Source organism: Pseudomonas oryzihabitans NBRC 102199 (genome assembly GCF_000730625.1).
GTDB lineage: Bacteria > Pseudomonadota > Gammaproteobacteria > Pseudomonadales > Pseudomonadaceae > Chryseomonas > Chryseomonas oryzihabitans.
The window spans coordinates 238,836-262,660 of record NZ_BBIT01000002.1 but is presented as its reverse complement, the minus strand read 5'-3'; the positions used below and the strand labels follow the sequence as shown (position 1 = coordinate 262,660).

The window sequence follows — 23,825 nt, the reverse complement described above, 5'->3', positions numbered from 1 at the left end:
CGTGGTTCTGCCATGGCCTTTTTCGTATGATGCCCGACAACAACCGACGGAACCTCAGGTGTGGACGCCTCAGCAAAACCGGCTTCTCCAAGCCAACCTGATCAGGCTGCAGCGCGCTGGGATGTGGGGGCGGCGGTCAGCCAGCTGTCCTGGGACGACCTGCGCATCATCAAGGCCCTCAGCGAGTCCGGCAATCGCGCGGCGACTGCCAAGAAACTAGGCATCAACGTCTCCACCGTCTCCCGACGGGTCGCGCAGGTGGAGAAAACCCTGGGTGTCGCCCTGTTCGACCATCGGCGTTCCGGCTACCAGCTGACCGTCGAAGGCGAAGAGCTCCGCGCCCTGGGCGAGCGGGTCGAACTGGATATCGTCAGCGTCGCCCGACGGGTATCCCGCGCCGCCCAGGGGCCATTGGGCAAGCTGCGCATCACCACCAGCGACTCGCTGCTGCTGTACTTCCTGACCCCCATCATCGCCGATTTCAAGGCGGCGAACGATGGCATGACCATCGAGGTGCTGGTGGGGAATCAGACCTTGAGTCTGGCCCGCGACGAGTCAGACATCGCGATCCGGGCCACCAGGAAGCCCGCCGACAGCCTGGTCGGGCGCAAGCTGGCCACCATCGCCTGGGCCGCCTATGGCAGTCGTGGCGGTGCGCGGCAGGAGGATCCCTATGCGGCCGGTCAGGCCTGGGTGTCCTACACCTCCGCCCTGGCCAACCTCAAGGCAGCTGCCTATCTGGAATGCCGGGTGGCGCCTGAGGATGTCTCCTACCGTACCGACTCGGTGGCCGCCGCCAGTGCGGCCATCGTGGCGGGGCTGGGTTTCGGCTTTCTGCCCTGCATGCTGGGCGATACCACGCCCGGCCTGGTGCGCGTTGGGCCGGTGGTGCCGGAGCTCAACGACGAACTCTGGCTGCTGACCCATCAGGACATCCGCAAGTCCTGGCGTGTTAAGGCCTTCATGGCGTTCTGTGCGGCGGCGGTGGCCGAGCAGAAGGCGCTGGTGGAAGGTCAGCGCCCGTTTGCCACTGCGCCCGAAGAGCGCGAAGCCTCTGCCTAGCGCGCGCGACTGCCAATCACCGCCCGGCAGGCGATCTCGATCAGCTGCGGGCGCTGGGCCAGCCGCGAAACCCCGATGATGTTGCTGGCGCAGCGCGGTGCCTCGCAGCCGTAGGCCGCCTTGCGCACCTTGCCGACGACGGCGAAGGCGGCGTCCATGTCCAGCACATAGAGGGTTTCCTCGACGACGTCCTGCAGGGTGGCGCCATAGAGCGCGAGCAGTGTGGCGATGTTGTCGTAGGCGGTGCGCATCTGCTCGCCCATGGTGGAAAAGTCGCTGGGGCGGCCCTCGCTGTCCAGCGGTGCCGGCGCTACCAGATTGCCGTCCGCGTTGTGATTGAACTGCCCCGAGACGAAGATTTCGTCACCCACCCGACGGGCCTGCGGATAGCCGTAGGCCTGCTCCCAGGGCACGCCCCAGTACGCCGTGTCCTTGTCCCTCAACTGTGCTGCTGCCATTGCCTGTTCCTCGCGGAAAGTGGATTCGCGCTGTGGAATCCGGGTGATTGGAAGGCCACACCCTAGCAGCCCCCTGGCGAATCCAATGGCGCAAATTTGCGCTTTCAAAGGCGCAAAAGTGCACAAGCACAGCCTCGATTGATCCCTTACCTTGGATAGCAGTTCCGGTCACAACCGCTGCGAACGAGGCCATCGCCCCCTTGAAGGCGAGCCGCCCAGATCGCCGCCCGGAGCACATCCCAAACCACACTCAATCGATAGGTGAAGCCATGAACAACTCCAAAACCGAAGTCCTGACCCCCCTGAACAGCCAACTGATCTTTATCGACCAGCAGCCGCAGATGGCCTTTGGCGTCCAGAGCATCGATCGCCAGACGCTGAAGAACAACACCGTCGGCCTGGCCAAGGCCGCCAAGATCTTCAACGTGCCGACCATCATCACCACGGTCGAAACCGAAAGCTTCTCCGGCCACACCTATCCCGAGTTGCTCGCCGTGTTCCCCGAGGCGCCGCTGCTGGAGCGCACTTCGATGAATTCCTGGGACGACCAGAAGGTGCGCGATGCGCTCAAGCGCAATGGCCGCAACAAGATCATCGTTTCCGGCCTCTGGACGGAAGTCTGCAACACCACCTTCGCCCTCTCCGCCATGCACGACGCCGGCTACGAGATCTACATGGTCGCCGACGCCTCGGGTGGCACCACCCAGGCCGCTCACGACTACGCCATGCAGCGCATGATCCAGGCCGGCGTGATTCCGGTGACCTGGCAGCAGGTCCTGCTGGAATGGCAGCGCGACTGGAAGAACCGCGACACCTACGACGCCGTCATGGCCCTGGTGAAGGAGCATTCCGGCGCCTACGGCATGGGCGTCGACTACGCCTACACCATGGTGCACAAGGCCCCCGAGCGTATCGCCCACGGCCCCACCCTGGCCCCGGTCGCCGCCGCCGTCTGAGCCCCTGCCAGCCCCACCGTATCAGGCGGGGCTGGCGCTTCCCCAGTCCAGGCAGGAGTCCTGCTCATGAACCCCGCTCTTACTACCGCGACCCTGGTCGTCCGCCACCAGGTCCATCCGCAGCACGAACGGCGCTACGAAACCTGGCTGCACCAGACCATCGAGGCCGCCAGTCAATTCCCCGGGCACCTCGGGGTGGACGTCGGCCGGGAACGCCATGGCGATGCCCTGCAGTTCACCTCGGTGCTGCGCTTCGACGAGATGCAGCACCTGCAGGACTGGCTCGCGTCCTCCGCCCGCCAGTGGCTGGTCAGCCAGGCACAGGGTTGGCTGCAGGACGGCGACAACACCGAGGTCCGGCTCGGCAAGGACTTCTGGTTCGCGCCCCGGCCGGCCGAGCAGGCACCGCCGCGGTGGAAGCAGGTGGTCATCAGCTTCCTGGTCATTCTGCCCCTGAGCCTGCTGGTACCCGCGCTCTGGCAACCGGTATTCGGCGTGGCGCCCTGGTTGGCCGGCTACCTGATGAGCAACCTGCTGATCACCCTGAGCATCGTGGTGCTGGTGGTGTACCTGTTCATGCCGCTGGCCACGCGGATGCTGGATCCCTGGCTGACCGCCGACCCCGCCTAGGGCGTGGCCCCGGCCCCTGCCCTCACCCTTTCGCCCTCTACAACCCTTCCTTTCGTTCACAAGGACCCTACCCATGAGCGCCGATCTGATTCTGTTCAATGGTCGCCTGCACACCGTCGATCCCCAGCAACCCCAGGCCACCGCCGTGGCGATCAGGGATGGCCGCTTCATCGCGGTGGGCACCGATGCCGAGGCCATGGCCTTTCGTGGCACGGCGACGCGGCTGATCGATCTGCGGCAGCGTTGTGTGATCCCCGGCCTCAATGACTCGCACCTGCACCTGATCCGCGGCGGCCTCAACTACAACCTGGAGCTGCGCTGGGAGGGTGTTCCGTCGCTGGCGGATGCCCTGCGTATGCTCAAGGAGCAGGCCGAGCGCACGCCCACGCCGCAGTGGGTGCGGGTGGTGGGTGGCTGGACGGAATTCCAGTTCGCCGAAAAGCGCATGCCTACCGTCGAGGAACTGAATCGGGCCGCGCCGGACACGCCGGTCTTCGTGCTGCACCTCTACGATCGCGCGTTTTTGAATCGAGCGGCGCTCCGGGCGGTGGGCTATGACCGTCACACCCCCAACCCACCCGGCGGCGAGATCCAGCGCGATGCCAAGGGCGATCCCACCGGCATGCTGATCGCCCGGCCCAACGCCCTCATCCTCTACGCGACCCTGGCCAAAGGGCCCACGCTGCCGCTGGAATACCAGGTCAACTCCACCCGGCAATTCATGCGCGAACTCAATCGCCTGGGCGTCACCAGCGCCATCGATGCCGGCGGCGGCTTCCAGAACTACCCGGAGGACTACCAGGTGATCCAGCAGCTGGCCGACAACGACCAGCTCACCGTGCGCATCGCCTACAACCTCTTCACGCAGAAGCCCAAGGAAGAGCTGAACGACTTCAAGCACTGGACGAGCAGCGTCACCCTGCACCAGGGCACCGACTTTCTCCGACACAACGGCGCCGGCGAGATGCTGGTGTTTTCCGCCGCCGACTTCGAGGACTTTCTCGAACCCCGGCCGGATCTGGCCCCGAGCATGGAAGACGAACTGGAGCCGGTGGTGCGCCATCTGGTCGAGCAGCGCTGGCCGTTCCGGCTGCATGCCACCTATGACGAGTCCATCTCGCGGATGCTCGATGTCTTCGAAAAGGTCGATCGCGACATCCCCTTCAATGGCCTGCCGTGGCTGTTCGATCACGCCGAAACCATCAGCCCGCGCAACATCGAGCGTGTCCGGGCCCTGGGCGGCGGCATCGCCATCCAGCATCGCATGGCCTTCCAGGGCGAATACTTCGTCGACCGCTACGGTGCCCAGGCGGCCGAGGCCACCCCGCCGATCAAGCGCATGCTCGCCGAAGGCGTACCGGTCGGGGCGGGTACCGATGCCACCCGGGTGGCCAGCTACAACCCCTGGACCGCGCTCTACTGGCTGGTGAGCGGCAAGACCGTCGGCGGCATGACCCTCTATCCGGAAGGCCTGCCCCGGGCCACCGCCCTGCAGCTCTTCACCCACGGCAGCGCCTGGTTCTCCAGCGAGCAAGGCAAGAAGGGACAGCTCAAGGTCGGCCAGCTGGCCGATCTGGTGGCGCTCTCGGCCGATTTCTTCAGCGTCGAGGAAGAGCAGATCAAATGGCTCGAATCGGTGCTGACGGTGGTCGGGGGCAAGGTGGTGCATGCCGCCAGCGAATTCGCTGACCTGGCACCGCCAGCCGTACCAGTCATGCCGGACTGGTCACCGGTGGCCATCGTACCTGGCCATTGGCGTCCCGCGGCCCCGCTGGCGGCCAGCCTCCACCAGTGCATCGGCTCCTGCGCCGTTCACCAGCACCAGCACGATCGCGCACGCCGCAGCTCGGTGCCGGTCAGTGACCACCAGGGCTTCTGGGGGGCCTTCGGCTGCTCGTGCTTCGCCTTCTAGCCCTGCACCGCCGTCAATCGCTGTTGGCTCGCTGCGGTCGCGGCAATGACCACTCCTGAGGGCCCAAAGCACCTTGGTCCCTGCGCTCAGGCGGGGACCAGACGCGCGGGCCCAGCATCCCGGCGCTTGCCGGCCTCGGGTTGGGTTCTGCGGGCACCTGCAGGTGCCAGCCAGTCGCAGCCAACAGGCCAGGCATTCCGCCTTCCGCGGAATGTGGCCAGGGCTGGCCTTACGCCTTTCCGCCAGGCACAATCCAATAGTCATACGATGACCGACAAGAAGGGTCGTCCTGTGACGTCTGCTACGCCCCCTTTTCGACAACTACAACAAAAGGATACGCGCATGAAAAAGCTGAAATTGGCGGTAGGTTTCCTGTGTCTGTTCAGCGGCTATGTCGCCGCGGCTACCGGCGATGAAGGCGATGTCGCCACTGCGGTCGACAAGCTGACCCAAGCCATGTGGCACAAGGATATCGCGCAACTCGATGCCCTGACCGCGGACAACCTGACCTACGGCCATTCGAGCGGCAACATTCAGGACAAGAAGGCCTTCATCGCCGACATCGAAACGGGCAAAAGCGCCTTCAACGAGCTGAAGATGCTCAATCAGAAGATCACGCTGTCCGGTGACGTCGCCCTGGTGCGCAACCACTTTTCCGCCCAGGCCGTGAACAGCGGGAAGGTCGTGCCCACCGAAATCGAAAACTTCCAGATCTGGCAAAAACAGAACGGCCACTGGCTGCTGATCGGTCGCCAGGCCTTTCGCTTCTGATAGCCCCGAGCAGTCACTGAACGTCGCCTAGGCCTCGGGCGCGCACCTGCCTCCTCACGAGCCGCCCGCCGAATTCAGGTGGACGGCTCGGGCGCGCACCCTCCGTCCCTGCTCCAGGCAAGCCATGGGGTGCGGCGATGATCAGATGGCAAGGTCCCTACTCCCTCCGCCGGGCGGGGTGCGGATCACCGGCCCGACTTGGCTTCCCGCCTGCGTCGTCTACCCTTAAGGAATCCATCATCCTTTCGGGGGCATGATGGATTCCAGGACGCTGGAGGCATCATGGATCTGATCATTCGACACTTCGAAGGCCAGCCCTTCGTCAGCAACCCCTATGTACCGGGCACTTCGCTTCGCCAGGATCTGTTCGAGCGGCAATTCACCATCCTGCTGCACGGGACGATGAAGCGCTTCGAAGACGCCGGGCATGGCACCTTCCATGTCGCCGGGCATGTCCAGCTCGGCCAGTGCGGCGTGCTCGATGACGTCCTCCGGATCGCCTTGGCGGCGGTCCGCCAGGATCGTTATCCGACCCCCGTGGCGGCGCTCGACTTTCACCCCAAGCGGATCTCCGTCTCCGATCGCCACGGCCACCTGGTCATGGCCGGCAAGGTGGATCGCGAGCGCCGTCGCATCGACTGGATCGACCCCTGCAGCTCGGCCGAGGAAGAACGGGTGGTGCTGGCGCAGCTCCAGCTGTTGCGTTCGCGCTCGGCCTTCCAGCACGACTGGGACCATTTCCGGACCTCGCGGCTGCTGGATACCGATGCCGACCTGCTCAAGGGCCGGCTGGTCCACAAACCCTGGCGGCCCCACGTCCGGGCACTGCTAAGTGCCTGATCACACCCCATCCGGCAGGAGCGTCGCCGCTTCCTGACGACAGGACCGGTAGCGAGAGCGTCCGCGCCGCGAGACCGGAAGGCGGGCATCCCTGGATACGAGCAGGCGTGCGACCCGTGGTGCCATCCAGCTGAACAGCCACCCGTGGATCCGGTCCCTATTGGAACGACCATTGGGAGACTCGACGATGACGACAGCCCGCAATGTCTTGTGGGGCGCCTTGGCCATTGGCGTGGTGACGGGCATGCGCAGCATGCTGGCGCCGACCCTGGTCAGCCGGGCACTGGCGGAACGTGCGGACCTCGACGAAGCTTGCGAACCCGCTCGCACGCTCGCGTCGCAGCCCGTACGGCAGTACCTGCTGCCCCTGGCGGCCGGCGAGCTGTTGGGCGACAAACTGCCCTTCGCCCCGGACCGTACCATAGCGCCCTCTATGTTGGTCCGTGCCCTGTCCGGCGGCCTCAGCGCGGCAGCTCTCGCCGGCGCGCGGCGGCAACCGCGGCTGTTGCCTGCCATGATCGGGGCGACGGCGGCCTGTGTCGCCGCCCGGGTCGCGATAGGACTGCGCAAGCGCTACGCCGCTGACACCTGGATCAACGCGGGTCTGGGCCTGGCCGAGGACGGCATCGCCTTTTCGTTGGGCCATGCCGGTCTGCGGCGAGCCCTGCAGGAGCCCCCGAGGCCGTGACGCCCGGACTGGCCTGCCACGCCCCTTCCCGCCCGCTCGGGCAAGGTCGCTCAGGCACCTAGCACCCAAGGCAGCACCAGTGCCGTCAGGATGCCGAGCAGGATCATGCCGAGTGCCGAAAAGGCCGCCGTCTCCTGACCTTCGCGCAACGCATGGGCGGTGCCTATGGCATGGCCGTTCATGCCCAGGGTCAGGCCGCGGGCCGCCGGATCCTCTACCTTGCAGACCTTGAGCAGCGGCAGCGCCAGCGTGGTGCTGATCACGCCGGTCAGCATGACGATCACCGCGGTCAGGGGCGCGATGCCACCGAAATGATCCGCCAGCGGCAAGGCGATCGGCATGGTGACCGATTTGGGCACCAGACTCATCAGCAGGGTCTCGGACAAGCCGAACAGCCAGCCGAGGGCCAGGGTCAGGGAGACGCCCACCACGCCACCGACCACGAGGGTTATCAGCAGCGGCGTGCAGAGTGCCCTCACCCGCTGGGCATTCTTGTAGAGTGGAACGGCCAGGCCCACGGTGGTGGGCCCGAGCAGCATAGCGAGCATCCCGCTGGCGCTTCGATACTGCTCGTAGGGAATGCCATCGATCCAGAGCACGGTGGCGACGATGGCCGTGGTGACCAGCACCGGTTGCAGCATGACCAGGCGCAGGCGCTGCTGCAGCACGAGCGCCAGCTGATAGGCCGCGAGCGTCAGGGACAGGGCCAGCAGGGGTGCGAGGGATTGATCAGCCATGGTCTTTGCTCCGTCCGATCAGGTACTGCAGCAACCAGCCGCACAGCGGCACCGTGACCAGCAGAGACAGCGCGATGACCAGTACCAGGCGCAACCACACCGACGCCTCGAGACCGCTGAAATCGACGATGCCCACCGCCGGCACCACGAGCATCAGCGGCAGGTACCTGAGCAGGTTGCCGGCCATGGTCTCCACGCCTTCCGGCACGCGACGCAAGAGCATCAGCAGGGCGAAGAGGACGATGATCCCTATGACGCTGGCCGGAATGCCGCCTATATGAGTCGTCAGATAGACGCCCGCCAGATAGCAACCCACCAGCATCAAGAAGCCCGCTATAGGCATAAGCACTCCATTACCTTGTTGTTCTGAGCAGCCCGCACGCGCCGCACCGGCCCGTTGGATACGGCAGGAGTATCGATCGCCGCCGATAAGGCGGTTCAACGTTCACCTGCTGCGCGCGGACTCACTATAGGCGCATCTGAAAAGGGCTGGGCACCTCCCTGCCGGGATAGGTGAGAGGCGCTCGCCTTGGTCGGCTCACTGTTGGGTTGGCGCCGCGATTCGCTTCGCCTGCCCCCTGCCCTCGCAATCGTAGCGCCGTAGAGCACCCCTGAGCGAAACCTGACGAGACGCCAGCCGACCCGCAAAGACACCGCCACGACTGATGACGCCGCTGGCGCCTCACGCCGGCAGCGCGCGCATGCCCTCGAAGATCAGGCGCGTGGTGTTGCGCACGTTGGCCGCGTGGCCTTCGCGATCCAGCGGGTCACTGGCCGTCAGCCGCAGCAGCTGCAGATGGGAGTAGTCGTTGAGCAGAAAGGCGGCCAGTTGCACATCCAGGTCGGCGCGCAACTTGCCGGCGGCCTGCAACTCGCGCAGCACCTTGGCGATCTCGTCCTGCAGGCCGCTGTTCATCTGCCGGTAGGCCAGGGGCAGGCCGCTGTCGCCCCCCACCAGCACCAGCGGCAGCAGCTCGCGCCAAAGGGCGGCGGGCAGGACATCCAGCGCGTAGCTGACCAGCAGGTGCTCTAGGTGGCAGAGCGCATCGACGGGATCCGCGAAGTCGCGGAGGTGCCGGCGCACGTCGACCAGGGCCCGGCGATCGGACTCCTTGATCATCTCCAGGATGATCTCGTGCTTGCTGCCGAAATACTTGAACACCGTGGGCGCCGAGACGCCGGCCTCGCGGGCGATCTGCTCGACGGTGGTCTCGCGAAAGCCCTGGCGCTGGAACAGCATGACCGCCGCGGCCGAGATGGCGGTGCGGCGTGATTCCTTCTGACGTTCGCGTAGCCCGCTCACCGTCGCTCCTGATTCCTGGGGTGCCAGAGAGGATAGCTGGCCAGGCTTCGGCAAAGAAAATATTTTATTGACTAAAGAAATTAACGGGGTTAATTATTTTCTCGTACCTGCTCTACGCAGGGCCACTGCCAGGATGAGTCTGATGAACCAGAGCCTCGATCGCTCCCTGGTTTCCCGGGGTCGGGAAGTCAGCGAGATGTACGACAGACAAGAACAAGAGCCCGTACTGATGCAGGGTTTTCCGGCCGAGCCGGACCGGCGCGTGACCTGGGCCAACTGGATGTCACCGCCGTTCAATCGCTGGGGCTTCCGCCATCTGGCGCGCCTGCGCCCTACCATCGAGGTGGCGGCCGGACCGCGACCGGACAGGGTGCTGGCCCATGCACCCGAGGCCCTCGAAGAACTGAGATTCGAGAGCAGCTGCGGCCGCAGCGTCAGCGCCCTCGACCATCTGCAGGCCAGCAAGACCGACGGCTTTCTGGTGCTGCACCAAGGCCGGGTGGTGTACGAGCGCTACTTCAACGGCCAGGTCGCCACCGACCGCCACATCATGTTCTCGGTCACCAAGTCGCTGATCGGGTTGCTCGGCGAGCAACTCATCCACGATGGCGTGCTCGATGCCCAGGCGCCGACCCAGCGCTATGTGCCGGAACTGGCCGGCAGCGCCTTCGGTGACGCCACCGTCCGCCAGTTGCTCGACATGGCCGTGGGCGTCCACTACACCGAGCTGTACGACGATCCGACTTCGGAAAGCTCCCAGTACGGCTATGCCTGTGGCTTCAAGCCCGCGCCGTCCGAGTACGCCCAGTACGAGTCGCTGTACCAGTACCTGCCGTCGTTGCGCAAAAGAGGCGAGCACGGCGGCCTCTTCCACTACGTGACCGCCACCACCGAGGTGCTGGCCTGGGTGATGGAGCGCGCCAGCGGCCTGGGCTGCGCCGAGCAGTTGCAGCGGGTATGGCAGCAACTCGGTTGCGAGCGCGACGCCTACTTCATGGCCGATCCCTGGGGCCGCAGTGTCGCCGGCGCCGGCTTCAACGCCACCCTGCGCGACATGGGCCGCTTCGGCCTGATACTGGCCAATGGCGGCGTAGTCGATGGCCAGCAGGTCATCGACCAGGCGGTGATCGAGGCCATTGCCGCCGGCGGGGATCCGGCCGTCTATGGCGTGCACCAGGACTTCTCCGACTGGACCCCGGGCGCCTCCTACCGCAGCCAGTGGTACGTCTTCAATGACCACAGCCCGGCCCTCATGGCCAGCGGCATCCACGGCCAGTACCTGTTCGTCGACTTCGCCTCGGAGGTGGTGATCGTCAAGCAGTCGTCGCTGCCCGAGGCGGTCACCGAACTGGACATCGATACCGTGCGCCTGCTGCGCGCCATTGCCGCCCGGTTGCGCGGTTGATCCACCCCTAACGAGATCGAAGAGCGCCGCCTCGCCAGCGCTCCCACCTGCACTGTCAGGTATCCGGTGGTCGCCTTGGCCATCCTTCACTGCCCTGTAATACAAGAAAAATAGTCAGGAGCTCCACATGTGCACAACCAAGCGCCTCCCCGGCGTACTGCTGGCGCTCGGCCTGCCGCTGGCCAGCCAGCCGGCCCTGGCGGGCTATGCGTTCGATTACGAGAATCTCAAAGGTGACCTCAACCTGACGGTGGGCGCCGGTTCCATCAGCACCCGGGGCGTCAACTTCGGTGCCGGGCACGTGGATGCCCGCAGCGGCCAGAACAACGGCAGCCGCAGCGCCTGGCAGGAGTTCTACGTCAAACCCGGCGTCACGCTCGACTATTCGCTCAGCGACAGGCTCCATCTGCTCGCCGGGGGCTCGGTGGTCGGCGCCACCACCTTTGGCGACGGCGATGCCGGTGGCTTCACCCGCAGTTCGGACGGCCGTTTCGCCCCCGAAGAGCTCTATGCCGGGGTGCAGCTGGGCGACTGGAAATTCACCGCGGGCCGCCAGAATTTCATGGTCGGCACCGGCTTCATCGTCATGGACGGCAATCTCGATCTGTTCGGCGATGGCGCCTACTGGCTCGGTCCGCGCACTGCCTTTCGCGACTCGGCGATCCTGGCGTGGGGCCAAGGTCCAGCCCAGGCCCAGGTCTTTACCCTGCGCACCGACGATCACTACGGCGACTTCCGCCTGAGCGGCGCCAACCTGGATTACGACCTCGACGGCCAGGTGACCCTCGGCGCCCTGGCCATGACGGTCGATACCCTGGCCAGCCGAGGCAGCACCGCGGTCCGCCGCGACGGCATGCGGGTATACAACCTGCGGGCCTTGCGTGGTCACCTGCCAGGCCTGCCCAACCTCGCCCTCAATGGCGAATACGCGGTGCAGCGCGGCGGTGACGGCGCCCTCAGCTACGACGCCAGGGCCTGGTACGCCCAGGCCGACTATCAATTCCAGGACCTGCCCTTCAGCCCCACCCTCGGCTATCGCTACGCCGTCTTCTCCGGTGACAGCAACCCGACTGACAATCGCCAGAAAGCCTGGGACCCGCTGAGCAAGGGGTTCACGGACTGGAGCACCTGGCTGATCGGCGACGTGGTGGGCAACTACCTGCTGTTCAACAGCAACGAGCGCGTCCAGCAGTTCTCGCTGAAGAACCGCCTCGGCGACACCCTCACCCTCGGCGTCATCCACTACCAGTTCTGGCTCGACCAGGCCAACTTCCGCGGCGCCGCGGTCAGCGATCGGCGTTTCGCCGACGAGACCGCGGTGTATCTCGACTGGACCCCCAACCGGCAGTTCTACGGCTCGCTCTCGTACAACTGGGTGCAGGCCAGGTCGGCCGCCCGCCAGGCGTTCGGCGATACCGAGCGCTTCAGCGCCCTCGAGCTGTACTTCACCTATCGCTACTGACCACCAGCCACCACTGCCCCCGAGGGGCACAGGAGAGCGTGATGAATACCAAGACAGAAAACGGGATCGCCGTGCCGACGCTGGAATGGGTGCTGAGCCTGCATGTGATCATCGATCCGGCCGATGGCCTGGGCGCCTGCACGGATGGCCAGCGCAGCAACTACCGCATCACCGGCGGGCAGTTCGAAGGCCTGAACGTGCGCGGCGAAGTCATCGCCGGCGGCGCGGATTTCTATCTGCTGCGCAGCGATGGCGTGGGCGAGCTGGACGCTCGCTACAGCCTGCGCAGCGACCAGGGCGAGTGGATCAACATCCACAACACCGGCCTGATCACCCTCAGCGACCGGGGCCGGGCGCAGGTCGCCCAGGGCCTCTGGCCCATCGCCGAGGAGGACTATCACTGCAGTTGCACGCCGCGCTTCCAGGTGGCCAGCGGCAGACTCGACTGGCTGACCCGTAGCGTGATGATCGGCAAGGTGGGCTATCCCGCCGCCGACCGGGTCGCCATCCATTGCTATCGCCTCACCTGACCGCCCACCCTTCTCGCAGCACGGCTTTCTACTGAAGCGGCAGGCCCCGCCGTGGCCGAGCCGGCAGGTAAATGACCATGACCATCGCCCATCAAACCCTGGTACGCGCCGCGTGCATCGCCATCGCCGCCGCCTCGATCCTCGTCATCGGTGTGCAGCCGATCTTTATCGGACTGCTGACCGAACGCCTCGGCCTGAGCCTGGCGCAGCAGAGCTGGACCCTGTCCGTGGAGATGTGCGGCTCCATCGTCGGGACGCTGCTGTACCTGCCGATGATCCGCTTCCTCGGTCCGCGCACCCTGGCCCTGGGCACCGCCCTGCTCCTGCTGTTCGCCAACACCGCGACCGCCAGCGTCACCACGCTCGATCCGCTGCTGGCCTTGCGCGGTCTCTCGGGTCTCTGCTCGGGTGTGCTCTACTCCTACGCCATCTACTGGCTGGGCAGCATGCCGGGCCAGGACAGGTCCTTCGGCATCCTGCTGTTCGTGCAGACCGCCCTGTTCGCCAGCAGCGCGGTGATCATGCCGATGATCGCCCAGTGGCAGGGTTTCGCCGGGGCGATCTACTACCTGGCAGCCTGGTTCGCCCTGGTCTGCCTGCTGAGCCTCTGCCTGCCGGCCAGGCACAGCCCGGAAACACGATCCGTCTCCCAGGCGTCGCTACGCTCCGGCCTGACGGTGATCGGCGTCTGCTCGCTGCTCGGCATGCTGTTCCTGCAGCTGTCGATCTATTCGCTGTGGGGCTTCGTCGAGGGCATCGCCAGCGACGCCGGGGTGGCACCGGTCGATATCGGCTGGGCGATCAGCCTTGGCCTGCTCGGCGGCCTGCCCGGTGCGGCGCTGCCGAGCCTGGCCGGGCGGCACCTCGGCCGGGTGCCGATGATCCTCACCGGCTCCCTGGCCGTGCTCGGCGCCATCTACCTGCTGGCCACGCGCATCCACACGGCCTCGGACCTGATGATCGCGGTGTTCCTGATGAACTTCGGCTGGAACCTGGCGCTGTCCTACTACATGTCGTCGGTCGTAACCCACGATCCGAGCGGTCGCCTGACCAAGCTGGTCGGCGTGGTGCAGGTCGCCTCGGCCGCCGCGGCGCCGACCCTGCTGAGCCTGATCATCGAAGGTAACGACCGGCGCAGCCTTTTCGTGCTGTCCTCAGGGGCCATCCTCATCGGCTGCGTCCTGGTGATCGTCATGCTGTCCTGCGGGCGGCGCCGGGTGCCGGGCAAGACGCTGGACTGCTCGGTCTGAGCGTTGGGCGCCTGGTAAGAGGTCCGCGCGGATCTCTCGTCCTTCTGCGCGACCAGACGAAAACCTCCATGACCGATTTGTCATGCGCCGGTCAGGCTGACGTCCCTCCTGTCCCCCTAGAGTGGCCCGGTCAGCGAATAGCTACCCCACTCAAGAGGACTCATCATGAAAGCACTGCTGCTCGGTCTCTTCGGTCTGCTCGCCACCGGCTCCGCCCTGGCCGCTCCCGACCATCCCGCCCTGATCCACGACCAGCCCGGCTTCTTCGTTCCCCTCGACGTCGACCGGGTGGTCAGCCAGACCGACCTGAGCGCCCAATGCGGGATCGTCACGGCCCGCCTCGACTATCTGGATCACGCTGGCCGGGAACATGAGCTGGATTACCAGGTGTTCGGCAACGGCTGCTACAACCAGAATTGAGGCGCTAGTCGACTCAGTGCCGAAGGAGCGCCTGAATAGGCGCCTCCCTTAGCCGGACTCCGGGCGCCTCACGCCAGGCGCCGGCAGCCAGACACTAGAAAAACCGATAGGCCTTGGCCAGCGCCCGCTCCAGCACGGCGATGCAGGCGTGCTCGTCCGCATAGGATAGGAACTGGCGCTGGGCATCGGCCTGGGCCTGGGCATGGGCCAGACGCGTCTTGCGCTCGGCCAGCTCCTGCTCCAGCAACGAGGTGCTCATACCCAGATCACAGCAGGGGTTGGGGCCATTCATAAAAAACTCCGGACAGATGTGCAGACTGCGTCATCAGACAAGTTTTTGAGATTTGGTTCACAAATCGTAGCGAATCTCATTGTTGCTGAATATGCGTTCCACCGCGGTGTTTCCCGCCCCCTCGGGCTAGAGCGCTTCCTTGACTCCCCCCAACCTTTGCACCCGCCATCAGCCCGGCAAAAGCTATACAATTCGGCGCCCTAAATAAGCCGTGAAGATACATGCGTCCTCTGCTCTCGCTTCTCCTGGCCACGCTGCTGGCCTCCTCCGCGTTCGCCGCTGCGCCCGATACCTTTGTCGAAGCCAAGGTAATCGCCAAACAAAAAGTCTATTTCGACCAGAACACCAGCGCCCAGGGCGACCTCTATTGCGGCTGCCAATGGGAGTGGGTCGGCAAGTCCGGGGGGCGCGTCGATGCCGCCTCCTGCGGCTTCCAGGCACGCAAGCAGGAAACCCGTGGGGAGCGCACCGAATGGGAGCACATCGTGCCGGCCTGGACCTTTGGTCATCAGCGCCAGTGCTGGCAGAACGGCGGCCGCGAACACTGCGTGGCGGATGACCCGGTGTTCCGGGCCATGGAGGCCGACCTCTTCAACCTCTACCCCGCCGTGGGCGAGGTGAATGGGGACCGGGCCAATTTCAACTACGGCATGGCCCAGGGCGTGCAGCCCCAATATGGCCGCTGCACGACCAGGATCGACTTCCAGGAACGCGCCGCCGAACCGCGCGACGAGGTCAAGGGACTGGTCGCCCGGGTCACCTTCTACATGTTCGATCGCTACGGCCTGAACATGTCGCGCCAGCAGCAGCAACTGCTCATGGCCTGGGACAAGCAGCAGCCGGTCACCGCCTGGGAGCGCGAACGGGACAGACGCATCGCCGCGGTGATGGGCTACGGCAATCCCTTCGTGTCCGGCGAGCGGCACTGGACGCTGGGCTACCAGCCGGTCGGCGACGGCATCGTCAGCCCGCTGCCCGGACCGAAATCGGCGCCGAAGGCACCGGCCAAGACCGATAGCCCTGCCGCTGCCAGCCAGGGCGCGATCATCGGCAACCGCAACAGCCACGTCTATCACCTGCCGCAAGGCTGCCCGAGCTACGCCCAGGTGTCGCCGAAGAACCAGGTCACGTTCGCCTCGGAAGCCGAAGCGAAGGCGGCCGGCTTCACCAAGGCGGGCAATTGCGCGCCCTGATCGCTGGCCGCTGGGCGCTGGCCCCCATGCATCAGGGGGCCCAGGCCGTCACTGCCCCTTGGACAGCTCCACCAGCATGCGCGTGAGCAGATAGATACGCGGCGCCACGCTGTCCAGTTCGACGTACTCCTCGGGGGTATGCAGCTTGCCGCCGACGATGCCGAAGCCGTCCAGGGTGGGCACGCCGGCACCGGCGGCGATGCTGGCATCCGCGGCGCCACCGCTGCCTTCGACGGTCAGCTTGCGGCCCAGCTCGCCATAGATGCCCTGGGCCATGGCCAGCAGCCGATCGCTCGCCGCCGTCTGCGGCATCGGCGGCAGGCCACGCTCCAGCCGCGTGGTCACCTCGGCATCGGGGATCTGCTTGTTGGCGGCGATGCGCGCCAGGTCCTTTTCCACCCGGTCGAATTCTTCGGGCAGCGCGGCGCGGACGTCGGCCTTGGCCACGGCATGATCGGGAATCACGTTGATCCGCTCGCCCGCCTCGATCACGGTGAAGTTGACCGAGGTCTTCTTTTCCGCATCGCCCAGGTTGCCCAGTTGCAGCACCTGGTGCGCCACCTCGGTGGCGGCGTTGCGCCCCAGCTCCGGCGAGACGCCGGCGTGGGACGACTTGCCCTTGACCTCCACCACGGCGGTGGCGCTGCCCTTGCGCCACACCACCAGGCCATCGGCCGGTCGACCGGGCTCCAGATTCAGCGTCACGTCGTGCTGCTTGGCGGTGCTGGCGATCAGCTCGGTGGCGGCCTGGGAGCCGGTTTCCTCGCTGGCGTCCAGCAACAGGGTGATCTGCCCGTAGTCCTTGAAGTCGAGCTGCTTGAGGATCTCCAGCGCCGCCAGGGCGACCACGATGCCGCCCTTGTCGTCGGACACGCCCGGACCATAGGCGCGTTTTTCATCGGTGCGATACGGCCGGGCCTTGGCGGTGCCTTCCTTGAACACCGTGTCCATGTGCGCCAGCAGGAGAATCTTCGCCTTGCCGCTGCCCTTGAGCGTGGCCACCAGGTGCTGGCTCTTGTCCGGCGCGGTATTGGGCACCTGTTGCAGCGTGGCGCCGAGTGTCTTCAATTCCGCGCTGACCAGCTTGCCCACCTCGCTCAGGCCGGGCTCGTAGCCGGAACCCGAGTCGATGTTGACCAGTTGTTCCAGCAGCTTGAGCGTCGGCGCCTTGGCCTGCTCCGCAGCGGTCTGGATGCGCGCATCGAGCGCGGCACTGGCGGGCAGGGCGATACAGCAGGCGAGAACGGCAGCGAGGGTGGTGCGGAAGAACGGAGCGGACATCGGGCTTTCCTTGTTGGCATTGTTGGATTAGTCAGACAACTGTAGTCGCAACAAGGACATAGGGGAAATTCGCGCCGTTCCAAACCGGCCTGAGCCCGTAGCGGGCTGCCGGCGGTGCTTGTCCTGAGGAAGTATCCAGGGACCAGACACGCCCGTAGCCAGAGCTAGCCCAAGGCCAGTCGCCCACGATCCGGCCGCACTGCTGCAGAGGAGGCTGTCATTCGTCCGCTGACAGCAAGAGAGCTGCCGGGCCGAGCGTCTAGCCAAAGGTCGCGTGACTCATTTTCGGGCATGCGTGCGACCGGCCGCTGGAGGTGTCTAGCGCCGGCCATCGACTGAAAATGCAGCCAGAAAAACCCGCGCAAAGCCCCTACAGCAGAGCATTCATCGAGCTACTTCGCACAATTTTGGAGCAAAATATTCATCAAAAAAGACTATTGAATAAAAAATTTCATCGCCTTACTCTCGGCTCGACGTCGTAAGGAACAAGCCACTGACCGCACCGAAAAATAGGGAGTGAAGATGAAAGCGAAGATAGCGTTGGGTCTGCTCATGACCGCCGCCGTAGCCCTGCCCGCCTGGTCAGCCGACTGGACGGTGGGTGCCAACGTCGGCAACGTGCCCTGGGAGTTCCAGGACGCCAAGGGTGACTTCGTCGGCTTTGAAGTCGATGTGGTGAAGGAAGTGGCGAAACGGGCCGGCAAGACCGTGGATTTCGTCAACATTCCCTTCAACGGGCTGTTCAGCGCGGTGCAGTCGAAACGCGTGGACATCGCGATTTCGTCCATCACCATCACGCCCAAACGCCTGGAATCGGTCGCCTTCGCTCAACCCTACTTCGACAGCGACCAGTCGCTGACCGCCCGGACCAACTCCAAGGTGAAAAGCCTGGCGGACATGAATGGCAAGGTCGTGGGTGTCGATACCGGCTCCACCGGCGACATGTGGATCGGCCAGCACAGGAACGAATACAAGTTCGCCGACGTTTCGCGCTACGAAGGGCTGTCACCGGCCATGCTGGACCTGGGCTCCGGGCGCATCGATGGTTACCTGAGCGATATCCCCGCCGTCCTCTACTACATCAAGGACAAGCCGCAATTCACCGTCGTCGCCCGCATCCCCACCGGTGAACGCTATTCGCTGATGCATGCCAAGGGCTGGGCCATGAGCGATCAGGTCAACGACATCATCAGCAAGATGAAGGAAGACGGCACCCTGGGCGCCATCCACAAACAGTGGTTCGGTACCGAGGCCGACAAGGAGTCGAGCACCCTGAAGGTCTCCGCCGCGCCCAAGTGAGTCCTGCCGCTGCTGCAGGCCCGGGACGCCGTCCGCGCGCCCCGGGCCGTGACCGAGGTATCCCATGGATCTTCTGCAAACCTTCTTCAACTGGAACGTGCTCGTCGAATCGCTCCCCCTGATGATCCGGGGCCTGGGCGTGACCGTGCTGCTGGGCCTCGTGAGTATCGTCCTGGGGCTGGTCGGCGGGCTGTTGCTGGCGCTGCTGCGGCTGTATTCCTACGCCCCGGTCCGGCTGCTGGCACGCATCTACATCGACATCATGAGGTCCATCCCGCTGCTGGTCCTGCTGGTCCTGATCTATTACGCGCTGCCCTTCGTCGGGATCCGCCTGTCCTCCTTCGCGGCAGCGGCCAGCGCGCTGTCCCTCGTGTCCTGCGCCTACAGCGCCGAGATCTTTCGCTCGGGCATCGAAGCCATTCCCCGCGGTCAGTTCGAGGCGTCGGCCGCCCAGGGCATGAGCTTCTTCAACACCATGCGCGACGTCGTGTTGCCCCAGGCGATCCGCATCGTGCTGCCGCCCATGACCAGCAACTGCATCAACGTCATGAAGGACACCGCTCTCGCCTCGGTGGTGGCGATGCCGGACCTGCTCAAGCAGGCCACCCAGGCCCAGGCCCTGACGGCCAACCCTACCCCGCTGGTGGGCGCCGCCCTGCTCTATCTGCTGCTGCTCCTGCCCATGGTGCAACTGGTCAGCTGGGTCGAAAGACGCAATGCCATGGGAGGCAAGACCGCATGAGCACCCTGATCGACATCGAACACCTCGACAAGTACTACGGCAATTTCCAGGCGCTGAGCGACATCAATCTGCAGGTGGAGGAAGGCGAGGTGGTGGTCATCCTCGGCCCGTCCGGCTCCGGCAAGTCGACGCTGATCCGCTGCATCAACCTGTTGGAAAACTATCAGCAGGGCCATATCCGCGTGGCCGGGGAACGGGTCGAGAACGGACCGCGCCTGGCCGGTATTCGCAGCGAAGTGGGCATGGTCTTCCAGAGCTTCAACCTCTATCCGCACCTGAACGTCCTGGACAACGTCTCGCTGGCGCCGATCCGGGTGCGCGGCCTGAACCGGCGCGAGGTCCACGCCCGCGCGCGGGAGCTGCTGGTCAAGGTCGGCATGGGCGATCACGCCCACAAGTACCCGAGCCAGTTGTCCGGCGGCCAGCAGCAGCGGGTCGCCATCGCCCGCACCATGGCCATGGAGCCGCGCGCCATCCTCTTCGACGAGCCCACCTCGGCGCTGGACCCGGAGATGGTCGGCGAGGTGCTCGACGTCATGCAGAACCTGGCCCGCTCCGGCGTCACCATGGTCGTGGTGACCCATGAAATGGGCTTCGCCCGGCGCGTCGCCGACCGGGTGATCTTCATGGAAAGCGGCCGCGTCGTCGAACAGAACACCCCGGAACCCTTCTTTACCGCCCCTCAGGAACCCCGCACCCGGGCCTTCCTGCAGGCCATCCTGCACCACTGATCCTGGCTGGAGAGAGTCGCGTGAATCCCCTCGATATCGCATACGTTCGCAAGCAGTTTCCCGGTCTGGCCGGCGACTACGCCTTCATGGACAACGCCGGTGGTTCCATGGTGTTGCAAGGGGTCGCCGACCGGGTGGCCAACTACCTGCTCAACAGCAGTGTCCAGCTGGGCGCCTCCTACGCGCCCTCGGTCGCGGCCGGCGAACGGGTGATGCAGGCGCGCCGCTCGGTCATGCAGCTGATCAACGCGGCTCATCCCGACGAAGTCATCATGGGCGGCTCGACCACCCACCTGCTGCAGATACTCTGCCGCGCCATCGCCCCCTCGATCGCGCCCGGTGATGAAATCATCGTCACCAACTGCGACCACGAGGCCAACATCGGCCCCTGGGTCCGGCTCTGCGCAGACCGCGGCGCCACCCTGCGTGTCTGGGAGGTCGATCCCGACAGCCTCGAGCTGGAACTGGACGACCTGCAGGCGCTGCTCGGCGACAAGACCCGCTACGTAGCCGTGACCCACGCCTCCAACATCCTCGGCTCGATCAATCCCGTCGCCGAGATCGCCCGCCGCGTGCATGCCGTGGGGGCGCAGCTGTGCGTGGATGCGGTGGCCTATGCGCCACACCGGCTGGTCGATGTACAGGCCAGCGGCGCCGACTTCTATGTCTACAGCTTCTACAAGACCTTCGGACCGCACTTTGCCGTGCTCTGGGGCCGTCGTGACCTGCTGCTGGACTTTCCCAGCCTTAACCACTTCTTCATCGGCCAGGACGTGGTGCCCTACAAACTGCAGCCCGGCAACGTCAACTACGAGCTGTCCTTTGGCTGCATCGGCATCTCCGACTACCTGCTCGACATCGCCAACCAGTTGGGCATCCAGGGTAGCGAGCGAGAGCGGATGCAGGCAGCATTCGACGCCTTCGAGATCCAGGAAGATGCCCTCGCCGAACGACTGCTGGGCTTTCTGCGCCAGCGCCCCGGGGTCCGCATCATCGGCAAGACCAGCGTCCAGGCGCGCGTGCCCACGATCAGCTTCGTGGTGGAAGGCGTGCGCTCGGAAGCCGTGGTGCTCAAGGTCGACGAGCAGCGCATCGGCATCCGCTTCGGCGACTTCTATGCCCGACGCCTGATCGAAGCCCTGGGCCTGGCGCCCCAGGGCGGCGTGGTACGGGTGTCGCTGGCGCACTACAACACGCTCGAAGAAATCGACCGTCTCATCGCCGCGCTCGATCAGGCAATCACCGAATTGCGCTGACCGGCGCCTCTCCTTTCCACCTGCCGAGCGTTTTTCATGGCCTTACCGGAAACCCTTGCGGAGCTGCGCGATTGCATAACCGCCCAGCACGAACACCTGTCGGAGCGCCTGCGCGATGCGGCCCGCTTCCTCATCGACAATCCCCACGAGATCGCCCTCAGCACGGTCGCCGAACTGGGCAAGCGCTCAAACATCGCCCCGGCGGCTTATATCCGGCTGGCGCAGGCGTTGGGTTTCGCCGGTTTCAAGGATCTGCAGCGGCTGTTTCGCGCGCCGCTGCAACAGGCCGCGGCCACCCACAGCGAGCGCATCCGGCACTACGGTGGGGAAAAGCTGCTGGATGACCCCAGCGACGTCGGGGCGATCCTGCGGGAATTCAGCCAGGCCAATATCGTGTCCCTGGAACACCTGGCGGAAGGCGACCAGCAGGCCAATATCGAAGCCGCCATCGCCCATCTGCAGCTGGCGCGCACAACCTTCGTCATCGGTCTGCGGCGGGCCTTTCCGGTGGCCGCCTATTTGAGCTACGCCCTGGCCCGCGTGGGCCGACGCGCCGTGCAGATCAGCGGTGGCGGCGGCACCCTGCCGGAACAGGTCAGCGCCATCGCCCAGGACGACCTGCTGATCGCGGTGAGTTTTCCACCCTACGCGAGGGACACCGTCGAAGCCTGCCGGCAGGCGCGCGAGGCGGGTGTGACGCTGGTGGCCATCACCGACACCGTGTTGAGTCCGATCGGAAAGATGGCGGAGACGGTGATAGAGGTCAACGATGCCGAGCTGCTGGGCTTTCGCTCCCTCACCGCCTCCTTCTGTATCGCCCAGACCCTGGCCATGGGACTCGCCTTCAGCCAGGGCGATACCGATGGCGCCTTCGACCATGAACGGCTGAAGGACATCGACTGCTGAGCCCAAGCGCTCACCGGGTAGTTCACAACAATCACTTCAGGAGTAGATCCCGATGCTGTCACCTGCACGCGATTTGGTCGGTTATGGAAGACAACGGCCGCAAGGCACCTGGCCCAACGGCGCCCGTCTGGCCATCAGCCTGGTGATCAACTACGAGGAAGGCTCCGAGCGCTCGCTCGCCATGGGCGATCCGGACCAGGAGTCGATGACCGAATGGGGCAGCTACGCCATCCCCGCCGGCACCCGCAACCTGGCCATGGAATCCATGTACGAATACGGCTCCCGGGTCGGCATCTGGCGGATCCTCGACATCCTCGACGAACAATCGGTACGCGCGACCTTCCACGCCTGTGCGGTGGCCTTCGAACAGAATCCCGACGTCGCCCAGGCGGCCGTCGCCGGTGGCCACGAGATCTGCAGCCATGGCTATCGTTGGGAGGAAGTCTTTCGCCTCAGCGAAGCAGAGGAGCGCGAGCATATCCGCCTCGCCGTCGAATCCTTCGAGCGCACCTGTGGCAAGCGGCCGGTCGGCTGGTACTGCCGCTACGGCGCCAGCATCCACACCCGCCGGCTGGTGGCCGAGGAAGGCGGTTTTCTCTACGACTCCGACGCCTACAACGACGACGTCCCCTACTTCGTCGAGGTCGAGGGCAGCCGCCATCTCGTCGTGCCCTATACCGCCGACGTCAACGACTTCCGCTACTGGAATTCGCCCGGCCTGTCTCAGGCCTCGGACTTCTTCGAATACATGAAGGAAAGCTTCGAGGTCCTCTACGAGGATTCCGCGACCGGACCGCGCATGATGTCGATCGGACTGCACCCACGCATGGTGGGTCGTCCGGGTCGGGTCCGGGCGATCAAGAGATTCATCGAATACGCCAGGCAGTTTGAAGGGGTCTGGTTCGCGACCCGCGAGGAGATCGCCCGCGCCTGGCTGGAAAGGGCTGACGGCTAGCCCGGTTCCCATGAATCCGGAGGCGCTTCGAAGGCCTCCGCTGTCCCGGGATTACCGGGGTGTGGCTTCAAAACCGGGCAATCAGCACCACCCCGGCGATCATCAGGATCGCGCCCAGCAGCCGCCAGCCGTTGACCGCATGCTGTTCCATGGAAAACAGGCCGAAGTGATCGATGGCCAGGCTGGCGATGAGGTTCGCGGTGATGGTGACGCCGTTCACCGGCGCTGCGCCGAGGCGCTGGATGAACAGCAGACCGGCAAAGACCGCCACCGCGCCGGCGATGCCGCCCAGGGGTGCCCACCAGGGCATGTCGCCGATCTGGCTCACCGAAGGCAGCGGCCTGGGCATGCAGATGAACAGCCCGAGCGCGACGAAGGTGACCATCACGAAGGACACCGAGGTCGCCAGCCAGGGATTGACCAGCGCCTTGTTCAGCGAGCCGTTCATGGCCGCACCGGCAGCCTGCAGGAATCCGGCCACGACGATAAGGATGTAAGCCCAGTTCGCAGTATTCATCAGGAGTCGTCTCGGAGCGGAGCATGGGAGAGACGCGGGGCCGCTCAAGCGACCCGGCGAGGCCTGAATTACGACTGGACACATCTTGTAAAAGTGCCGTCTCGCTCACTCGTGAAGGCTCTACACCGGGATATTGGGCGCTTTTTCGACCAGCGGGCCTGACCCGCCGCCTGGATCCATGCCGGTCCCGCCAGCCGATCCGCTCGAACCCCGATGCGGTCCTGCGCCC

General features: G+C 65.3%; 26 protein-coding genes. 19 read left to right on the top strand and 7 right to left on the bottom strand.

Features of this window, described 5'->3' with window-relative positions:
• The first annotated feature begins 123 nt into the window (after positions 1-123).
• Positions 124-1,062: a LysR family transcriptional regulator gene (locus tag POR01S_RS02685; protein ID WP_223855448.1), complete on the top strand. Its 939-nt coding sequence runs from the start codon at positions 124-126 to the stop codon at positions 1,060-1,062.
• Here the strand turns inward: POR01S_RS02685 and POR01S_RS02680 are convergent.
• Positions 1,059-1,520 (bottom strand): Rid family hydrolase, encoded by a 462-nt coding sequence (locus tag POR01S_RS02680; protein WP_042133572.1) that lies wholly within the window; start codon positions 1,518-1,520, stop codon positions 1,059-1,061. The two genes, POR01S_RS02685 and POR01S_RS02680, sit on opposite strands and share 4 nt — an antisense overlap.
• Before the next feature lie 269 nt (positions 1,521-1,789).
• On the opposite strand from POR01S_RS02680, the gene POR01S_RS02675 reads away from it, so the two are divergent.
• The 6 genes from POR01S_RS02675 (at position 1,790) to POR01S_RS02650 (ending at position 7,317) form a co-directional block, all read left to right on the top strand.
• Entirely contained in the window at positions 1,790-2,476 is a 687-nt protein-coding gene (locus POR01S_RS02675; RefSeq protein WP_027601982.1) for a hydrolase, read from the top strand.
• 66 nt (positions 2,477-2,542) lie between these two features.
• Positions 2,543-3,106 (top strand): antibiotic biosynthesis monooxygenase, encoded by a 564-nt coding sequence (locus POR01S_RS02670; protein ID WP_042133570.1) that lies wholly within the window; start codon positions 2,543-2,545, stop codon positions 3,104-3,106.
• Positions 3,107-3,179: 73 nt separating this feature from the next.
• Positions 3,180-5,018 (top strand): amidohydrolase, encoded by a 1,839-nt coding sequence (locus tag POR01S_RS02665; protein ID WP_042133569.1) that lies wholly within the window; start codon positions 3,180-3,182, stop codon positions 5,016-5,018.
• A gap of 342 nt (positions 5,019-5,360) precedes the next feature.
• Positions 5,361-5,789 carry a nuclear transport factor 2 family protein gene (locus tag POR01S_RS02660; protein ID WP_027599744.1) on the top strand — a complete coding sequence of 143 codons (429 nt, stop codon included), beginning with the start codon at positions 5,361-5,363 and terminating at the stop codon, positions 5,787-5,789.
• Between the two features lie 282 nt (positions 5,790-6,071).
• Positions 6,072-6,629: a hypothetical protein gene (locus POR01S_RS02655; RefSeq protein WP_042133567.1), complete on the top strand. Its 558-nt coding sequence runs from the start codon at positions 6,072-6,074 to the stop codon at positions 6,627-6,629.
• 187 nt (positions 6,630-6,816) lie between these two features.
• A complete protein-coding gene (locus POR01S_RS02650) occupies positions 6,817-7,317 on the top strand; it encodes a hypothetical protein (protein ID WP_027599746.1) in 501 nt (166 codons plus the stop codon).
• 50 nt (positions 7,318-7,367) lie between these two features.
• Here the strand turns inward: POR01S_RS02650 and POR01S_RS02645 are convergent, their stop codons facing one another.
• The 3 genes from POR01S_RS02645 to POR01S_RS02635 form a co-directional block, all read right to left on the bottom strand.
• On the bottom strand, positions 7,368-8,054 hold the full coding sequence (locus POR01S_RS02645; protein WP_042133565.1) for an LrgB family protein: 687 nt from the start codon (positions 8,052-8,054) through the stop codon (positions 7,368-7,370).
• Positions 8,047-8,397, bottom strand: a complete 351-nt coding sequence (locus tag POR01S_RS02640; RefSeq protein WP_042133563.1) for a CidA/LrgA family protein — start codon at positions 8,395-8,397, stop codon at positions 8,047-8,049. The genes POR01S_RS02645 and POR01S_RS02640 overlap by 8 nt, the downstream gene beginning before the upstream one ends.
• Before the next feature lie 339 nt (positions 8,398-8,736).
• Complete coding sequence (locus tag POR01S_RS02635) at positions 8,737-9,357, bottom strand: TetR/AcrR family transcriptional regulator (protein WP_027601977.1); 621 nt, start codon at positions 9,355-9,357, stop codon at positions 8,737-8,739.
• A 142-nt stretch (positions 9,358-9,499) separates the two neighbouring features.
• On the opposite strand from POR01S_RS02635, the gene POR01S_RS02630 reads away from it, so the two are divergent.
• The 5 genes from POR01S_RS02630 to POR01S_RS02610 all read left to right on the top strand — a co-directional run bounded on the left by POR01S_RS02630 (position 9,500) and on the right by POR01S_RS02610 (position 14,424).
• Entirely contained in the window at positions 9,500-10,762 is a 1,263-nt protein-coding gene (locus tag POR01S_RS02630) for a serine hydrolase domain-containing protein (protein WP_042133561.1), read from the top strand.
• Between the two features lie 127 nt (positions 10,763-10,889).
• Positions 10,890-12,224, top strand: a complete 1,335-nt coding sequence (locus tag POR01S_RS02625) for an alginate export family protein (protein WP_042133560.1) — start codon at positions 10,890-10,892, stop codon at positions 12,222-12,224.
• Positions 12,225-12,265: 41 nt separating this feature from the next.
• A complete protein-coding gene (locus POR01S_RS02620; RefSeq protein WP_042133558.1) occupies positions 12,266-12,754 on the top strand; it encodes a DUF3237 domain-containing protein in 489 nt (162 codons plus the stop codon).
• Positions 12,755-12,831: 77 nt separating this feature from the next.
• Complete coding sequence (locus POR01S_RS02615; protein WP_042133556.1) at positions 12,832-14,004, top strand: MFS transporter; 1,173 nt, start codon at positions 12,832-12,834, stop codon at positions 14,002-14,004.
• A 165-nt stretch (positions 14,005-14,169) separates the two neighbouring features.
• Positions 14,170-14,424, top strand: coding sequence for a DUF2790 domain-containing protein (locus POR01S_RS02610; protein WP_027599750.1), 255 nt, complete (start codon positions 14,170-14,172; stop codon positions 14,422-14,424).
• Between the two features lie 94 nt (positions 14,425-14,518).
• On the opposite strand, the gene POR01S_RS02605 is transcribed toward POR01S_RS02610, so the two are convergent.
• On the bottom strand, positions 14,519-14,683 hold the full coding sequence (locus POR01S_RS02605) for a hypothetical protein (protein WP_255211787.1): 165 nt from the start codon (positions 14,681-14,683) through the stop codon (positions 14,519-14,521).
• A 263-nt stretch (positions 14,684-14,946) separates the two neighbouring features.
• Between POR01S_RS02605 and POR01S_RS02600 the strand changes: the two genes are divergently transcribed.
• The gene (locus tag POR01S_RS02600; protein ID WP_042134407.1) at positions 14,947-15,909 is read left to right on the top strand and encodes an endonuclease; all 963 of its coding nucleotides are present in this window, start codon (positions 14,947-14,949) and stop codon (positions 15,907-15,909) included.
• Positions 15,910-15,957: 48 nt separating this feature from the next.
• Here POR01S_RS02600 and POR01S_RS02595 read toward each other — a convergent pair whose 3' ends face one another.
• Positions 15,958-17,190, bottom strand: coding sequence for a glutamate carboxypeptidase (locus POR01S_RS02595; RefSeq protein WP_042133553.1), 1,233 nt, complete (start codon positions 17,188-17,190; stop codon positions 15,958-15,960).
• 522 nt (positions 17,191-17,712) lie between these two features.
• Here POR01S_RS02595 and POR01S_RS02590 point away from each other — a divergent pair.
• From POR01S_RS02590 to POR01S_RS02565, 6 genes are all read left to right on the top strand, one after another.
• Positions 17,713-18,489: a transporter substrate-binding domain-containing protein gene (locus POR01S_RS02590; RefSeq protein ID WP_042133551.1), complete on the top strand. Its 777-nt coding sequence runs from the start codon at positions 17,713-17,715 to the stop codon at positions 18,487-18,489.
• A gap of 64 nt (positions 18,490-18,553) precedes the next feature.
• Positions 18,554-19,231, top strand: coding sequence for an amino acid ABC transporter permease (locus tag POR01S_RS02585; RefSeq protein ID WP_027599754.1), 678 nt, complete (start codon positions 18,554-18,556; stop codon positions 19,229-19,231).
• Complete coding sequence (locus tag POR01S_RS02580; protein WP_042133549.1) at positions 19,228-19,962, top strand: amino acid ABC transporter ATP-binding protein; 735 nt, start codon at positions 19,228-19,230, stop codon at positions 19,960-19,962. The genes POR01S_RS02585 and POR01S_RS02580 overlap by 4 nt, the downstream gene beginning before the upstream one ends.
• 20 nt (positions 19,963-19,982) lie before the next feature.
• Entirely contained in the window at positions 19,983-21,218 is a 1,236-nt protein-coding gene (locus tag POR01S_RS02575; protein WP_042133546.1) for a cysteine desulfurase-like protein, read from the top strand.
• Positions 21,219-21,254: 36 nt separating this feature from the next.
• The gene (locus POR01S_RS02570; RefSeq protein WP_027599757.1) at positions 21,255-22,124 is read left to right on the top strand and encodes a MurR/RpiR family transcriptional regulator; all 870 of its coding nucleotides are present in this window, start codon (positions 21,255-21,257) and stop codon (positions 22,122-22,124) included.
• 52 nt (positions 22,125-22,176) lie between these two features.
• Positions 22,177-23,079, top strand: a complete 903-nt coding sequence (locus tag POR01S_RS02565; RefSeq protein ID WP_027599758.1) for an allantoinase PuuE — start codon at positions 22,177-22,179, stop codon at positions 23,077-23,079.
• A 67-nt stretch (positions 23,080-23,146) separates the two neighbouring features.
• On the opposite strand, the gene POR01S_RS02560 is transcribed toward POR01S_RS02565, so the two are convergent.
• Entirely contained in the window at positions 23,147-23,596 is a 450-nt protein-coding gene (locus tag POR01S_RS02560; RefSeq protein ID WP_042133543.1) for a DMT family transporter, read from the bottom strand.
• Positions 23,597-23,825: the final 229 nt, after the last annotated feature.

Coding starts and splice junctions, on each gene's coding strand:
- POR01S_RS02625 (WP_042133560.1), top strand. CDS start 10,890: ATGTGCACAACCAAGCGCCTCCCCGGCGTACTGCTGGCGCTCGGCCTG.
- POR01S_RS02660 (WP_027599744.1), top strand. CDS start 5,361: ATGAAAAAGCTGAAATTGGCGGTAGGTTTCCTGTGTCTGTTCAGCGGC.
- POR01S_RS02610 (WP_027599750.1), top strand. CDS start 14,170: ATGAAAGCACTGCTGCTCGGTCTCTTCGGTCTGCTCGCCACCGGCTCC.
- POR01S_RS02655 (WP_042133567.1), top strand. CDS start 6,072: ATGGATCTGATCATTCGACACTTCGAAGGCCAGCCCTTCGTCAGCAAC.
- POR01S_RS02560 (WP_042133543.1), bottom strand. CDS start 23,596: ATGAATACTGCGAACTGGGCTTACATCCTTATCGTCGTGGCCGGATTC.
- POR01S_RS02665 (WP_042133569.1), top strand. CDS start 3,180: ATGAGCGCCGATCTGATTCTGTTCAATGGTCGCCTGCACACCGTCGAT.
- POR01S_RS02680 (WP_042133572.1), bottom strand. CDS start 1,520: ATGGCAGCAGCACAGTTGAGGGACAAGGACACGGCGTACTGGGGCGTG.
- POR01S_RS02650 (WP_027599746.1), top strand. CDS start 6,817: ATGACGACAGCCCGCAATGTCTTGTGGGGCGCCTTGGCCATTGGCGTG.
- POR01S_RS02590 (WP_042133551.1), top strand. CDS start 17,713: ATGAAAGCGAAGATAGCGTTGGGTCTGCTCATGACCGCCGCCGTAGCC.
- POR01S_RS02570 (WP_027599757.1), top strand. CDS start 21,255: ATGGCCTTACCGGAAACCCTTGCGGAGCTGCGCGATTGCATAACCGCC.
- POR01S_RS02565 (WP_027599758.1), top strand. CDS start 22,177: ATGCTGTCACCTGCACGCGATTTGGTCGGTTATGGAAGACAACGGCCG.
- POR01S_RS02620 (WP_042133558.1), top strand. CDS start 12,266: ATGAATACCAAGACAGAAAACGGGATCGCCGTGCCGACGCTGGAATGG.
- POR01S_RS02675 (WP_027601982.1), top strand. CDS start 1,790: ATGAACAACTCCAAAACCGAAGTCCTGACCCCCCTGAACAGCCAACTG.
- POR01S_RS02640 (WP_042133563.1), bottom strand. CDS start 8,397: ATGCCTATAGCGGGCTTCTTGATGCTGGTGGGTTGCTATCTGGCGGGC.
- POR01S_RS02605 (WP_255211787.1), bottom strand. CDS start 14,683: ATGAGCACCTCGTTGCTGGAGCAGGAGCTGGCCGAGCGCAAGACGCGT.
- POR01S_RS02580 (WP_042133549.1), top strand. CDS start 19,228: ATGAGCACCCTGATCGACATCGAACACCTCGACAAGTACTACGGCAAT.
- POR01S_RS02645 (WP_042133565.1), bottom strand. CDS start 8,054: ATGGCTGATCAATCCCTCGCACCCCTGCTGGCCCTGTCCCTGACGCTC.
- POR01S_RS02630 (WP_042133561.1), top strand. CDS start 9,500: ATGAACCAGAGCCTCGATCGCTCCCTGGTTTCCCGGGGTCGGGAAGTC.
- POR01S_RS02585 (WP_027599754.1), top strand. CDS start 18,554: ATGGATCTTCTGCAAACCTTCTTCAACTGGAACGTGCTCGTCGAATCG.
- POR01S_RS02595 (WP_042133553.1), bottom strand. CDS start 17,190: ATGTCCGCTCCGTTCTTCCGCACCACCCTCGCTGCCGTTCTCGCCTGC.
- POR01S_RS02670 (WP_042133570.1), top strand. CDS start 2,543: ATGAACCCCGCTCTTACTACCGCGACCCTGGTCGTCCGCCACCAGGTC.
- POR01S_RS02615 (WP_042133556.1), top strand. CDS start 12,832: ATGACCATCGCCCATCAAACCCTGGTACGCGCCGCGTGCATCGCCATC.